Here is a 14,470-nt window from a genome sequence, read left to right as displayed (position 1 = left end):
CCCCTCTGAGTCACCCGAAACAACGAACAGGAGCCAAAGATGGCCATCAAACACCTCCGCACTGCCTTCGCCAGCCAGTACCAGCCGGGCCAGCCTGCCCGCCTCGTCACCGGTGAGGCCCTGCAGGAGCCCGGTGGCGATTACGAGGGGCTGCACAAGCAGATGAAGCGGCTTTTCAACAGCAAACCCGGCAAGAAATACGGGCGGTTCTCCGAGGACTTTGGTGAGTGCCCGTTCAGCGCCTGGCTGAAAGACTACCTGGAAGACAAGCAAACCTTCGGCGCCATGACCGACCGCCTGTTCGGACAGTGGCAGGAGCTCCTGACCGGCAGTCAGGAAGAGTTCGATGGCCACCTGATGATTGTCCATGATGCCCTGGCAGATGCTGAAGTGGTCTATCTGTTCATTCTGGAAACCGACAGTGCCATGCGCTTCGATGGCAACCAATCACTGGATGCGACCGACGTTCTCAGCCTGTCCCGTCTGAATCTGGCTGTTCGTATCGAGCTGGACGACTGGCGCGGCAACAACCCGGCGGAGAACTATCTCACCCTGGTTCATGGCCGAGGAACGGGTGAGCCGGGCGAGCTGTTCATCCGTTTGTGTGGGTTTACCAATCAGGTGGATGTTGAAAAGGAAACCATTACCTTCCTGGATGCGGTGGAAGCTTTTGCCAAGTCCTCCGAGCCTGAGAAAGCCGGAGAGGTTCGCAACAAGGCCTATGAGTTCTGTAAGGAGCAGCATGCCCTGGGCGAGCCGGTGGAAATCGAGGCGCTATCCGGCTACCTCGACGAGAGCGAGCCTCAACGCTTCAAGGAGTTTGCCTCGAAAACCGCCGAAATGCCGGAAAGTGGCGTGCTGCACCCGGATCACCGCAAAGTAAAGAAGCTGGTGCGTATTGCGGGCTCTGGTGGTGGTATGAGCGTGTCGTTTTCATCCGACCTGGTGAATCAGGCGGTCTACTATGACCGTGACAAAGATGCCCTGACGATTACCCGGCTTCCCAAGGCTTTGCGGGAGCAGCTTCAGCGGTATCTTGAGGCTCGCGAGGAGTGATCAAGCCGGGCCTTTACTGAGCTAGCTAGCCGTTAAATCTAGTGGCCCTGCGGCCTGACATATAACCATGCGGGTGCAGATGATGACTTTCATCCGCACCCGCTGTTTTTGCGACAATCAAAAAGCTGACACAGTGCTGTTGTCCTGCACGGACTGGCAATTTTGCCGTTTTTAGCAGTTTTGGCCCTGCCCTATGCCGGTCAACTCAACTTTTATGAGCGCATCCAGGGAACAGGTTCGTCCATCACCGTCTTCGCAGATTTGATAACCATACTGCGAATTGTCGTCGGCGCTGATATTCGTGAGAAAACGAGTGTTCCGGGACGACATGAATTTTGTCCCTCTAGTTCGGTTCAACGGTTCGCCTTGGGGCACTTCAAAAATGACAATGTGCTTCCCCGAATCCAACTCTGTCTCGAGGTCCATCTCTACGGCACTGCACGCCCCCGCCACATAACCTTTGGCCTCGAGGTAGTGGGAGAGCCCCTCTGTTACGCTCCCGGTTCTCTCCGGGTGGTCGTAAGCGGCCGGAGCCTCGCTCAATAGCCTGGTTGCTCGCTCCAGCATACGGTAAGGGTCGACCACACCCCATCCAAGATCACTTGGATTGCCTGGAAGCGGGCGAGCGGTCTCTCGGGCTATTTTAATGACGTCGTCCGGGCTCAGCTCAGGTATCTGTTGCCAGAGCAGACCGAATGCGCCTGAGGTCGTGGGTGCCGAGAATGAGGTTCCAAACATCAGCGTTTGCTCGTCGCCATCAGGTGAGATCGCAGGCACCAGCTCGCCGATTGCTGACAGTTCCACGGCGCTGCCTCGACTTGTTGAGCCAGACGGTTCGCCCGATCGCCCTATGTTTGCGACCGTGATAACGCCCTCACAATTGCCCGGCGCGATCTTGGATGACGGGGTGTCTGCATGGTTGCCGGCGGAAATGATAACGATGCTGCCACGGCTGATCGCGTAATCGATCGCGTCCTGAGCGTAGGTTGGGCAGTCAGTTTCACCCGGACCAGTTCCCCTGGAAACATTGATGATCTTCGCTGGCTCGGAAATGGGGAACATGCCCACATCCGGATCACCGGCCGCCCAGCGGATACCGTCGGTGGTGGCAGACAGAAATCCGGAACCGTCACAGCCTGCCACATGAACAGCAACCATCTTTGCATCCAGGATGCCGGCAACGCCGTAACTGTTGCCTGAAATTGCCCCAACCACAGCCCCGACTTGCTGGCCGTGGTAGTTCGCATTGCTGACATCAGCGCATTCAGTCCGGTAACGTCTGTAGTCCTGGGCGTCAGCCAGATCATCTGGGTAATATAGATTGATCCCTTCACTCCACGTCAGGTCCGGATGTGTGTCGAACCCGGAATCCACGATGGCAACACGCAATTGCTCGACCTTTTCTGAAGCCTTCCATGCACGCAGGATGTCCGAGACACCTGCCAGGTTCTCATGTGGCTCCATCCATGCGGACTGGTCGATGAAGTAGCTGTCGTTTGGCCCCTCAGCTGCAAACTTACTTCTCTCCTCGTAGTAATCCCAGTTTTCTGAGCTTCTTGTGATGGTGATTTGTTCGGGTGGCACATAGGTGGTGCGATGGTCCTGCTCGACTGCCCGGACGTTTTCCAGTCGCTCCAGGTGCGGTACCAGGTCTTTAGCTTCCGCAGCAGGGATGGTGATGGTTTCGTAGTATGGCGTCACTCGATCTGCCTTGTAACCAAGGCCCTCGAGCACTGGCTCTGTTCCCTGTACCCGTGTGATGACCAGGGACACCATCTCAGTCACGTCAACGCCGGCCATATCGCGGGTGGTCGCTGAACCATACACCACCGGCGTTATTGCTATTGCCTGTGTCGCCAGAACAATGGCAAGCGCCTTTGTCAGTTTCGTCTTCATGATTCGGCCCTGTTATTGAATGAGTGAAAGGTGCTGGTATGTGGGGTCGTAGGACCACTGCCCGCCCGACATTGAACCAAGGTCTTGTTGGCCGATGAACCGGCTTACCACGCTCGAATCTATGTTCACCTGAAGATCATAATTCTGAGGAATGGCAAGCGGGGAACTGAGATTCTGAGCAGTCGATACCACCAACGCGTGTCCCTCTTGAGCCAGGAAGTTCAATTCTGCTATCACCTGCGCTGGATTCAACTGATCATCGCCCAGTGTTCCGTCGTTGTACTCACGTAAAACTGTCAGGGCTTCATCAAATGCCATCTCTGCCTGTGGAAAGCGGTTAAGTTGGTCCGTATTGAATTGAGCCAGCAGCGAGTCTTGTTCGGCCGCGGATATTTCAGAGCCCAGGTAAGCTGAATCTACGATCAACTTGTGTAGAGCTTTGAGATCCGAAAGCGCCAGCAGGTTTGCTCGTTGGCTTTCCAGCACTTCCAAGGTTTGTATCACTGGTGCGGCGGAGGTGTTTTCTACCAGAACCTTGAGGGTGGCTATGGCCTTTCCATCCCCGTTGACCACCTTCGCAGTGGTTTCGGTGGGACGATCTACCTCACCGACTGTCACACTCAAGTTTCCGTTGACCAGGCTCCCAGATAACAAGTCGCCCTCGCTCGACACCTCCCCGTTCAGGCTTGCGAATGCGTCCGGAAGGTCTCGCGTTTCTGTTGTTGATTCAGAAACCGTAATCACTGATGTAGGTATTGGGGCGGCCGGCTTTGCTGTCTCAGAAGAGGAATCTTTCCCTCCTCCTCCCCCACAGGCAGTGAGAGTAACTGCAACACATACAGCCGCTAATTTGTTTTGATGGGACATACTGCTTCCTTTGTCTGACAGGAACAAAAACACCCCTATCCCGGGGTGTGCGATGCATTGAGATATGGTTTTCCTGCGGCGACATTATTATCAGATACTCTGCAACTAGGTGAGCCCCTACCCATTGTGAAACTAATGATTTTGCGAAACTTTACATCGGGAATCAAAAATCGCTCAGTTTTTGTTCTATTCCGGCAAGGCCTTCATCAAGTACTGAAACTCCTCTTCATTCATCGTGTCGTGTTCAGCCGGGGCGTCATAAACGACCTCATCCACCAGAGAGCTTTACTCTGACAACGCCTTGGTTTTTCCGGGCTCCCCGTTCCACCTGGGGCGGTTAGCCCTCAGTTTTCTTACTTCCTGCATCCAGCCTACGCCATCGATTAGCTCTCCGGTCTCCGGGTCGATAGGCGGGTACGGCAGATTGCGGTCGTCGCAGTAGCGTTTGACGGTGGGCTGACACCAGCGGAATAAGAGGCGGTTGTATTCGTCGTCCGGCAACCGGCGCTGGTCGAACATACCGGCCAATTTCCGCTGTCTCTGCGCTTCGGACAGGATAATTGCGCAGGCGGAGGAAACGTTGAGCGACTCCACCATCCCCATCATCGGGATCACGATGTGCTCGTCGGCCTGGGCCGCTGCATCAGCGCTGACGCCATCAACCTCGTTGCCCATGACCACCGTACACGGCACCGTGTAATCCGCCTCGCGGAAATCAATGGCCCGGTCGGATAGTTGGGCAGCGTAGATCTTATGGCCCTGCCCTTTCAGAGCAGCGATTGCTTCGTCCATGCTCCGGTGAGTATGGGTGGTTACCCAGTTGTAACTGCCGCCAGCAGTTTTTCGAAACGCCCGGAAGCCTTCCTTTGGCCAAACCACGTGCATGTTCGCCAGCCCGAAGGCGTCGCAGGACCGGATGATGGCGGAGAGGTTCCGGGGTTTGTGGACCTGGTCGGTTAGCACGCTCAGGTCCGGTTGCCGGGTGTTCAGGGTTTGTTTGATTCGGGCGAGGCGTTCGGGGGTCATTTTGGTGTTTGGGTGTTGGGTTATCAGGGTTGTCGGATTACGCCTTCGGCTAATCCGACCTACATTTCATTAGTTTCAGGAGGCCTATCGAGAAGCCCGTCGAAGCGATTGGGGAGGAGCTTTCCAAAAACGTGGAGCGCCAGGGATGGCGCGACCGAGCCCTACAGGGACGTATTTACGGGCGTTTTTTGGAAAGCTCCTCCCCAATCGATTCAGCCCCCGAAACCATAAGCGCCAAATAGTACCACAAGCGAACTAGCAACTAGCCGAGACAAAGGTGGTTGAAGTTTAAGCACCCCGTTATAATGCTCAGTTCCTTTTTGCTGGCGCCTCGTTTCAAACATCCAGTTCCCGGCGCAACATCCATCAGATTACGTGAGACCCATGGCCAAGAAGCTGTACATCAAAACCCACGGCTGTCAGATGAACGAGTATGACTCTGCCCGCATGGCAGACCTGCTCAAATCCGGTGAAACCGTCGAAATGACCGATTCACCCGACGACGCCGACATCCTGTTGCTGAACACCTGCTCCATCCGGGAAAAAGCCCAGGAAAAGGTTTTTCACCAGCTTGGTCGCTGGAAAAAGCTGAAGAGCAAAAAGCCCGAAATGATCATCGGCGTCGGCGGTTGCGTTGCCTCTCAGGAAGGTCAGGCCATCCTGGATCGGGCGCCCTACGTGGACATGGTCTTTGGCCCGCAAACGCTACATCGCCTGCCGGACATGATTACCGAGGTGCGCACCAAGGGTAACGGCGTGGGCGTAGTGGACGTCAGCTTCCCGGAAATCGAGAAATTCGACAACCTGCCCGAGCCCGGTGCTGATGGGCCCTCTGCCTTCGTTTCCATCATGGAAGGCTGTAGCAAGTACTGCACCTTCTGTGTAGTGCCTTACACCCGAGGCGAAGAAGTCAGCCGCCCGGCCGACGACGTAATCGCCGAAGTCGCCCACCTGGCCAGCCAGGGCGTTCGCGAAGTGAACCTGCTGGGCCAGAACGTGAACGCCTACCGTGGCGAAACCCACGACGGCGACACCATGGACCTGGCGGAGCTGATCGAACTGATCGCCACCATCGACGGCATCGACCGCATTCGTTACACCACGTCCCATCCGGTGGAATTCTCGGATGCCCTGATCGACGTCTATGAGCGCGTTCCTGAGCTGGTCAGCCACCTGCACCTACCGGTTCAGAGCGGTTCCGACCGGATCCTGGCGGCCATGAAGCGAGGCCACACGGCGCTGGAGTACAAATCCAAACTCCGCCGCCTGCGCAAGATTCGCCCGGATATCAGTTTCTCATCGGATTTCATCATCGGCTTTCCGGGTGAAACCGAGAAAGATTTCGAGGACACCATGAAGCTGATCAACGACATCGGCTTCGACATGTCCTTCAGCTTCGTCTACAGCGCACGGCCCGGCACGCCGGCTTCAGATCTGCCGGACGATACGCCGATGGACGTCAAGAAGCAGCGGCTTAGCATCCTGCAGGACCGCCTGAATCAGAATGTGATGGATATTAGCCGCAAGATGGTTGGCTCTACCCAAAGGATTCTGGTGACTGGTCTGTCCAAGAAGGATCCTGGCGAGTACGCGGGGCGTACCGAGAACAACCGGATTGTGAATTTCCGGCATGAGAATCCGGAGATTGTCGGGCACTTTATTGATGTGGAGATTGTGGAGGCTTATGCCAACTCTCTTCGCGGGGTGCCAGTGAACTCGGAGTTGTTTTAGGCCTGGCTTCCTATTCGTCTGAGGCTTGGTGTGGGGCGAGTGATGGGGCTCCCCTCCCAAAAACCGCTACGAGCACATCCATGTGCGCTTGGCGTCGGCCATCCTTGGCCGCCGACATTTTTGGGAGGAGAGCCCCACCACTCTCCGGCGGCCGCACAGCCGTCTTCGAGATATTAGCAAAACATTCTTAGGTTGGATTAGACGAAAACGTAATCCAACATCAGGCCTAAATTCAGGAAATCTTTCGGATTATGCTTCCAGCTAAACCGACCTACTTGTTTTTTCACATTCGGACCTGCACATAGATTGATCAGGGCGAGGGCCGGAAGGACTTTCCAAAAACGTGGAGCGCCAGGGATGGCGCGACCGAGCCCTACATGGACGTATTTACGGGCGTTTTTTGGAAAGTCCTTCCGGCTCTCGCCCGTTAACCTAGACTCAGAAACACGTACTCCCGAAAAAGAAACCAGGGGAGTAAACGAAAACGGAGCACTTTTGAACGCCAACGATCACAGACAATTTGACCTGCACCCGGTGGACCAGCGTCGGCTGGCGACGCTTTGTGGCCAGTTTGATGAAAACCTGAAGATGATTGAAAAACGCCTGCATGTGAAAGTCGGCAGGCGCGGCCATCATTTCAGAGTTGAGGGTGAGACAGAGCATGTGGCGGCGGCCGTTGAGGTTATCCGGCATCTTTATCGGGAAACCGAGGCCACCGATGACCTTCCCCCGGATACCGTGCATCTGTTTATCCGGGAAACCGGTTTTGAACGCCTGCCGGAGGATGTTCCCTACGATGGCGCCGTGACGGTGATCAAGACGCCTAAGCTGCAGGCCAAACCCCGGGGCGCGAACCAGCAAAAGTATGTTCATAACATCCGCACCCACGATATCAACTTCGGGATAGGGCCGGCGGGTACCGGCAAGACCTGGTTGGCGGTGGCCTGTGCCGTTGAGGCCCTGAAAGACGAGCAGGTGAAGCGGATCCTGCTGGTCCGTCCTGCGGTAGAAGCTGGTGAGAAACTCGGCTTCCTGCCCGGCGACCTGGCCCAGAAGGTAGACCCCTACCTTCGTCCACTCTACGACGCTCTGTATGAAATGCTCGGGTTTGACCATGTCACCCGGCTGATCGAGAAAAGCGTGATCGAGATTGCGCCGCTGGCTTTCATGCGGGGCCGTACACTGAACAACTCGTTCATCATTCTGGACGAAAGCCAGAACACTACCCGGGAGCAGATGAAGATGTTTCTGACCCGGATCGGCTTCGGCTCCACGGCAGTGATTACCGGCGATACCACTCAGGTAGACCTGCCACGGGGTCAGAATTCGGGGCTTATTCACGCTGCCGGGGTTCTGAGCAAGGTATCGGGTATTGGGTTCACGCGGTTCGAAGCAAGGGACGTTGTTCGGCACCCGCTGGTACAGCGGATTGTTGAAGCCTACGATTCCTTTGACGACGGGAGTGCGACGGGCCAGTGAATAAGCTGACTGTGGATTTTCAGCAGGTTTTTGAGGCGCCAGGGATACCTTCGGAGACGCAGGTTCAAAAATGGGCGCAACTTGCCTGGCAGGGCGAGGATCCGTCCGAGGTGACGGTCCGTATTGTCGGAATCGAAGAAAGCCAGGCCCTGAATCATCAGTACCGGGAGCGGGACTACCCGACCAACGTGTTGTCCTTCCCATTTGAGGCGCCAGCCGGTATAACGGTGCCATTGGCCGGAGATCTGGTGATTTGTGCACCGGTTGTCGAGAAAGAGGCCACGGAACAGGAAAAAACCCTGGTCGCCCACTGGGCGCACATGGTGGTGCACGGCATGTTGCATCTCCAGGGTTTTGATCATATTGAAGACGAAGATGCCGAGGTCATGGAAGCCCTCGAAGTCCGACTGCTTGCGCAGCTCGGATTCGGCAATCCCTACGAAGCAGAGGAAACGGAACAAGACTCATGAGCGACGATCAGTCGAGTCGCAGCCAGGGCGGCAAGTCCTGGCTGGAACGTATATCCCAGGCCTTCTCCAGCGGGCCTGAGTCCGTCGAGGACGTGCTGGAAATCCTGCGGGACGCCGAGTCCCAGAACATCATCGATGTCGATGCCATGAGCATCATCGAAGGTGCCATGCAGGTGATCGACATGCGAGTGGATGAGATCATGATTCCCCGCTCACAGATGGTCACCGTCAAGGCCTCCCAGGAACCCAAGGAGTTCCTGGGCGAAATCATGGATTCTGCACACAGCCGGTTCCCGGTCATCGGGGACAGCCAGGACGACGTGATTGGCGTTCTTCTGGCCAAGGATCTGCTTCCCCTGGCTCTGAACAACGACCTCAACTGGAATCGTATCCGGGAAATTCTGCGCCCGCCCACCTTCGTGCCCGAGAGCAAGCGCCTTAACCAGTTGCTCAAGGAATTCAAGGAAAACCGTAACCACATGGCGATTGTGGTGGATGAATACGGTGGTACGGCCGGCCTGATCACCATTGAAGACGTGCTGGAACAGATTGTGGGCGAAATCGAAGATGAGCATGATTTTGATGAAGAGACCCACATCAAGGCCCGGGGCGATGGCAGCTACGCCGTAAAAGCGGTAACACCCATTGATGATTTTAATGAGTTCTTCGAGACCGAATTGGACGAAGAGGAATTCGACACCATCGGTGGCGTAGTTCTCAAGGAATTCGGACACCTGCCCAGACGGGGCGAATCGGTTGAATTCGGCGGTTTGCGCTTTACCATTGCCAACGCCGATAACCGTGTAATCCGTCTGCTGCAGGTAACCCGAAGTGAACAGTGACGCGAAAAATACCAGAGCGCTGAAGACCCCTCTTTCCTCAAACGCATTACTTGGCGCGGCAACCCTTCTGGTTGCCGGCGCCATGCAAACCCTGACCTTTTCACCGTTCAACCTCTGGTGGCTGGGGCCGGTTTCAGTTCTTCTTATTCTCCTCGTGACGGTTCCTCTGGCGCCGGAGAAACTCTTCCGGGCAGGTTGGCTTACTGGCCTGGGGCTGTTCGGCAGCGGCGCCAGCTGGGTCTACGTCAGTATCAGCGAACACGGTAATACCGCCATTCCGATTGCCGTCTTGTTGACGGTTCTCTTTGTTGCAGGGCTGGCGCTGTTCCACGGTCTGGCGTTCTGGTTCTGGGGCAAGCTTGCCAAGCAGAGCCCGGCCAGGCGTCTGATACTGTTTCCCGCTATCTGGATACTTGGCGACTGGCTTCGGGGCTGGCTGCTTACCGGTTTTCCCTGGCTGTATCTGGGCACAGCACATACGGACGGCCCGCTCGCGGGGCTGGCACCTCTGACCGGCGTGCATGGCATCACTTTCTGGATAACGGCCACAGGGGCCGCACTCTACGGGAGTTGGTGGCTCCTGAAACACGCCAAGCCGGTTGCTGCGGGCGTCACTCTTGCGGTGGCGCTGATTCCCTGGCTGATTGCCCCGGCCATGGACCGCGTCGAGTGGACGGAGCTAAACGAGGAGCCTACCTCGTTTGCCGCCATGCAGGGCAATATTCCCCAGCAGATCAAATGGGATCCCGAGTTCCTGAAGGATCAGATCGTCACCTACCTCGGCATGACCGAGGATCACTGGGACACGGATCTGATCCTGTGGCCCGAGACCGCCATTCCGATCCCCCAGGACCAGGCTGGCAAGATCATTGATCACATCAGTGAACAGCTGGGCGACAACAGTACGCTGATTACCGGAATACCCTGGTACGGCTTCAGCGACCGTATTGAAGATTTCACGTTCCACAACAGCATCATGGCCATCGGCAATGGCGAAGGGATCTACCACAAGCAGAAGCTCGTGCCTTTCGGCGAGTACGTGCCACTGCAAAGCGTGCTGCGGGGGCTGATCGGTTTCTTCGATTTGCCAATGAGCGATTTCAGCCGGGGACCGGCGTGGCAGGACCCGCTCAAGGCCAATGGCGTCAATGTGATGCCATTCATTTGCTACGAGGTCGCCTACCCGGATTTTGTCGCCTTCAACGCCCGGGGCGCTGGCCTGCTACTGACCATCAGCAACGATGGCTGGTTCGGCGACTCCATTGGCCCGTTGCAGCACCTGCAGATTGCCAGAATGCGGGCTCTGGAGACGGGTCGTTACATGCTCCGCGGCACCAACAATGGCGTCACCGCGATCATTAACAACCGGGGCCAGCTGACCGAAACCATCCCCCATTTCGAGCGCGCCACCCTGACTGGCGAGGTATTCACCGCCACCGGCAGCACGCCTTACATGCAGACTGGCTCCTGGCCCGTCCTGACCCTGGCGGTCATTCTGATTGTCTTTGTCCGGGAGCGGGTCATTCCTCCTGTTTCGGCCAGCGGCTCGTAACCCGCTCGTAGTAGTGGGAGCCGCAGGCTTCACAGGGTTCCAGGTGGCTGGTAGCTGTCAGGCAGCGCATATGCCCGCAGTTCAGGCACTGGAACATGCCAGCAGTGGCCACCTCGCCTGAGATGTACTGGCCCACTTCCTTGTTTTCCAGTTTCTGTTTGAGTTCCAGGAAGTCGACGACGGTTTTATCAGCAACCGAGAACAAACTGTCCGCCAACTGGTGTTCCAGCAGCGCGATATCAAGCTGCAACCATTCGCTCAGGCCTTCACCAGTCTCCTCGACAAAATGCAGCAGGTGTTCAAGATCCCGCTGCAGATAAGCCCCCAGGAGGTTTGCCTCATCCCGGGTCATTTCCTCGAGTTCGTACTCGAACTCCACCGCTTTCTGGACCTCTTCTTCGAGGTTCTGGAGCGATGTTTCTTCCAGGTCATGGAGACGCGTTTTTACCCGCTCCAGCATACGGTCGTAAACTTCCAGTGCCTTGCCTGAGAGATGACTTCTTTCTGGTTGTGTCATATCGACTCCTTGAATACCGCAGTCAGGTGCAAGAGCCGCGCTGAGGGCCTTCGTGCCGGGACACGCTGTAAATACATCCATGTACGCTTGACTGCAGCATCCATGCTGCAGACAGTCCCGGCACGAAGGCCCCCATCACGGTTCCCAAACCTCTGGAACACGCCTGTTGACTTCACTGACTTTGTCTGGGGTTCTGGCGGGTATGGCTTTCCGGGACTGTGAGCAGCATGGATGCTGCGATCAAGCCTACACGGACGTATTCACGGCGTGTCCCGGGAAGCCATGCCCGCCAGAACCTCCCCCATGACTATAAGTCTGGCACAAGAACAGAAAATTGGCAGACTACCTGTAAAGGCTAGTGTGCGTTAGAATGTTCGGCCCGCTCCGGACGTGATTTTTGATACAGGCTTTTATTTTTCCACACAAGGTAATTTCGGTAATGGCAGGAATGGACGAGCAATACAATCCCCGTGACGTAGAACAGAATGCCCGTGATTTCTGGGAAGAGAACAAGACCTTTATGGTCAAGGAAGAGCCGGGCAAGCCCAAGTACTACTGCCTGTCCATGTTCCCCTACCCCAGTGGCAAGCTGCACATGGGGCATGTCCGTAACTACACCATCGGCGATGTGATTTCCCGTTATCAGCGCATGCAGGGCAAGAACGTGATGCAGCCCATGGGCTGGGACGCATTTGGTCTGCCCGCCGAGAACGCCGCCATTGCCAACAAGACCGCGCCGGCCAAGTGGACCTACGCCAATATTGAATACATGAAGAACCAGCTCAAGCAGCTGGGTTTCGGATACGACTGGGACCGGGAGCTGGCGACCTGCAAGCCGGATTACTACCGTTGGGAGCAGTGGTTCTTCGCTCGCCTGTACGAAAAGGGCCTGGTGTACAAGAAGATGTCCACGGTTAACTGGGACCCCGTTGACCAGACCGTTCTGGCCAACGAGCAGGTTGTCGACGGCCGCGGCTGGCGTTCCGGCGCACTGGTTGAGCAGAAGAAGATTCCCCAGTGGTTTATCCGCATTACCGATTACGCCGAAGAACTGCTGAACGATCTGGACGAGCTGGAAGACTGGCCCGAGCAGGTCAAGACCATGCAGCGCAACTGGATCGGCAAGTCGGAAGGTACCGAACTGACCTTCCCGCTGAAAGACCGGGACAGTGGCCTGACGGTTTACACCACGCGCCCCGACACCCTGATGGGCGTGAGCTACATGGCCGTGGCCGCAGAGCATCCGCTGGCGAAAGAGGCGGCGGAGCGCCATCGGGACGTGGCTGAATTTGTCGAGGAGTGCCGCAACAGCAAGACCGCGGAGGCCGAGCTGGCCACCATGGAAAAGCGCGGCATCGACACCGGTTTCAAGGCGATTCACCCGCTGACCCAGGAAGAGATCCCGATCTGGGTCGCCAACTTCGTGCTGACTGACTACGGCACCGGTGCCCTGATGGCGGTTCCGGGCCACGACGAGCGGGACCATGAGTTTGCCCGAAAATACAAGCTGCCCATCAAGCAGGTTATTGCCGCCCGCGATGGCCGCGAGATTGATGTGCAGGAAGAAGCGTTTACCGAAAAAGGCACGCTGGTGTCTTCTGGTAAATACAGCGGCCTGACCAGCGAGGAAGCCTTCGACGAGATTGCCAGCTACCTGGAAGAACAGAATATCGGCAAGCGAACCGTCAACTACCGCCTGCGCGACTGGGGCGTATCCCGCCAGCGTTACTGGGGTGCACCGATCCCGATGATGACCCTGGAAGATGGCACAGAGATGCCGGTGCCCGATGACAAGCTGCCGGTACGTCTGCCGGAAGATGTGGAAATGGACGGTGTCCAGTCCCCCATCAAGGCCGACCCTGAGTGGTGCAAGACGGAGTTCAACGGCCAGCCGGCGACGCTGGAAACCGACACCTTTGATACGTTCATGGAGTCCTCCTGGTACTACGCACGGTTCTGCAGCCCGAATTACGACCAGGGCATGCTGGACCCGTCCGCTGCCAACTATTGGCTGCCGGTGGATCAGTATATCGGTGGCATTGAACACGCGATCCTGCATCTGCTTTACGCCCGCTTCTTCCACAAGCTCCTGCGGGATGTCGGGCTGGTAACCAGTTCAGAGCCATTCAACCGGCTGCTTTGCCAGGGCATGGTTCTGGCGGAGACCTATTACCGCGACGACGGCAAAGGCGGCAAGGTATGGATTTCGCCCGCCGACGTAACCGTCGAGCGTGACGAAAAGGGCCAGCCCGTGCGAGCAGTGCACAGGGAAGATGGTGAGCCGGTGGTTTCCGGCGGCGTCACCAAGATGTCCAAGTCCAAGAACAACGGTATCGATCCCCAGGCCATTATTGATGAGCACGGCGCCGATACGGTTCGTCTGTTCATGATGTTTGCGGCCCCGCCAGAACAGTCCCTGGAGTGGTCAGACAGCGGTGTCGAAGGCGCACACAGGTTCCTCAAGCGGGTCTGGCGTCTGGTGAACGAACACGCCGCAACTGGCCCAGCGCCCGCTCTGGACGCCGCAAGCCTGAACGACGACCAGAAAAACCTGCGGCGCAAGACTCACGAGACGATAGCCAAAGTCAGTGACGACATCAGCCGTAGGCTAACCTTCAACACGGCCATTGCCGCTGTGATGGAGCTGCTCAACGAGGTCGGCAAGCTGCAGGGTGACGAGCCCCAGACCCGGGCAGTGCGCCAGGAAGCGCTGGATACCGCAGTGCTTGTGCTGTCGCCGATCGTTCCGCACATCTGCCACACCCTCTGGCACGCGCTCGGCCACCAGGAGCCGGTGGTTGATGCACGCTGGCCAAAAGCCGATGAAGCCGCCATGGTTCGCAGCCAGATCCAGGTGGTACTGCAGGTGAATGGCAAGGTGCGGGCCAAGGAAGATGTGCCTGCCGACATCAGTAAAGCGGACCTCGAAAAGCTGGCCCTGGAGAACGAGAATGTCATGCGCTTTACCGAGGGAGCGACGGTGCGTAAGGTTATCGTGGTCCCCGGCAAACTGGTGAACGTGGTGGCCAACTGA

11 protein-coding genes are annotated in these 14,470 nt (G+C 56.9%); 7 read left to right on the top strand and 4 right to left on the bottom strand.

Translation table 11 applies throughout. The features are described 5' to 3' along the window. Positions 1 to 39: 39 nt before the first annotated feature. Positions 40 to 1,056 (top strand): nucleoid-associated protein, encoded by a 1,017-nt coding sequence (locus J3362_RS03065; protein WP_349518079.1) that lies wholly within the window; start codon positions 40 to 42, stop codon positions 1,054 to 1,056. Between the two features lie 171 nt (positions 1,057 to 1,227). Here J3362_RS03065 and J3362_RS03060 read toward each other — a convergent pair whose 3' ends face one another. The 3 genes from J3362_RS03060 to trmH form a co-directional block, all read right to left on the bottom strand. Continuing rightward, complete coding sequence (locus J3362_RS03060) at positions 1,228 to 2,952, bottom strand: S8 family peptidase (RefSeq protein WP_349518078.1); 1,725 nt, start codon at positions 2,950 to 2,952, stop codon at positions 1,228 to 1,230. 12 nt (positions 2,953 to 2,964) lie between these two features. After that, positions 2,965 to 3,819, bottom strand: a complete 855-nt coding sequence (locus tag J3362_RS03055; RefSeq protein ID WP_349518077.1) for a hypothetical protein — start codon at positions 3,817 to 3,819, stop codon at positions 2,965 to 2,967. Positions 3,820 to 4,104: 285 nt separating this feature from the next. After that, the gene (gene trmH / locus J3362_RS03050) at positions 4,105 to 4,845 is read right to left on the bottom strand and encodes a tRNA (guanosine(18)-2'-O)-methyltransferase TrmH (RefSeq protein ID WP_349518076.1); all 741 of its coding nucleotides are present in this window, start codon (positions 4,843 to 4,845) and stop codon (positions 4,105 to 4,107) included. A gap of 384 nt (positions 4,846 to 5,229) precedes the next feature. On the opposite strand from trmH, the gene miaB reads away from it, so the two are divergent. From miaB to lnt, 5 genes are all read left to right on the top strand, one after another. Further along, positions 5,230 to 6,576 (top strand): tRNA (N6-isopentenyl adenosine(37)-C2)-methylthiotransferase MiaB, encoded by a 1,347-nt coding sequence (miaB, locus tag J3362_RS03045; protein ID WP_349518075.1) that lies wholly within the window; start codon positions 5,230 to 5,232, stop codon positions 6,574 to 6,576. A gap of 495 nt (positions 6,577 to 7,071) precedes the next feature. After that, on the top strand, positions 7,072 to 8,055 hold the full coding sequence (locus J3362_RS03040) for a PhoH family protein (protein ID WP_349518074.1): 984 nt from the start codon (positions 7,072 to 7,074) through the stop codon (positions 8,053 to 8,055). Further along, on the top strand, positions 8,052 to 8,525 hold the full coding sequence (gene ybeY / locus J3362_RS03035; protein ID WP_349518073.1) for an rRNA maturation RNase YbeY: 474 nt from the start codon (positions 8,052 to 8,054) through the stop codon (positions 8,523 to 8,525). The genes J3362_RS03040 and ybeY overlap by 4 nt, the downstream gene beginning before the upstream one ends. Continuing rightward, positions 8,522 to 9,367: a CorC family transporter gene (locus tag J3362_RS03030; protein ID WP_008170107.1), complete on the top strand. Its 846-nt coding sequence runs from the start codon at positions 8,522 to 8,524 to the stop codon at positions 9,365 to 9,367. Before ybeY ends, J3362_RS03030 begins: the two co-directional genes overlap by 4 nt. Next, entirely contained in the window at positions 9,357 to 10,919 is a 1,563-nt protein-coding gene (lnt, locus tag J3362_RS03025) for an apolipoprotein N-acyltransferase (RefSeq protein ID WP_349518072.1), read from the top strand. Before J3362_RS03030 ends, lnt begins: the two co-directional genes overlap by 11 nt. Here lnt and J3362_RS03020 read toward each other — a convergent pair. Then, complete coding sequence (locus J3362_RS03020) at positions 10,888 to 11,436, bottom strand: zinc ribbon-containing protein (protein WP_104320207.1); 549 nt, start codon at positions 11,434 to 11,436, stop codon at positions 10,888 to 10,890. The genes lnt and J3362_RS03020 overlap by 32 nt on opposite strands. Positions 11,437 to 11,884: 448 nt before the next feature. Here J3362_RS03020 and leuS point away from each other — a divergent pair, with 448 nt between their 5' ends. Next, on the top strand, positions 11,885 to 14,470 hold the full coding sequence (gene leuS, locus J3362_RS03015) for a leucine--tRNA ligase (RefSeq protein WP_349519241.1): 2,586 nt from the start codon (positions 11,885 to 11,887) through the stop codon (positions 14,468 to 14,470).

This window comes from Marinobacter sp. NFXS11 (genome assembly GCF_040148675.1).
GTDB lineage: Bacteria > Pseudomonadota > Gammaproteobacteria > Pseudomonadales > Oleiphilaceae > Marinobacter.
This window is presented reverse-complemented; position numbering and strand designations above follow the sequence as displayed.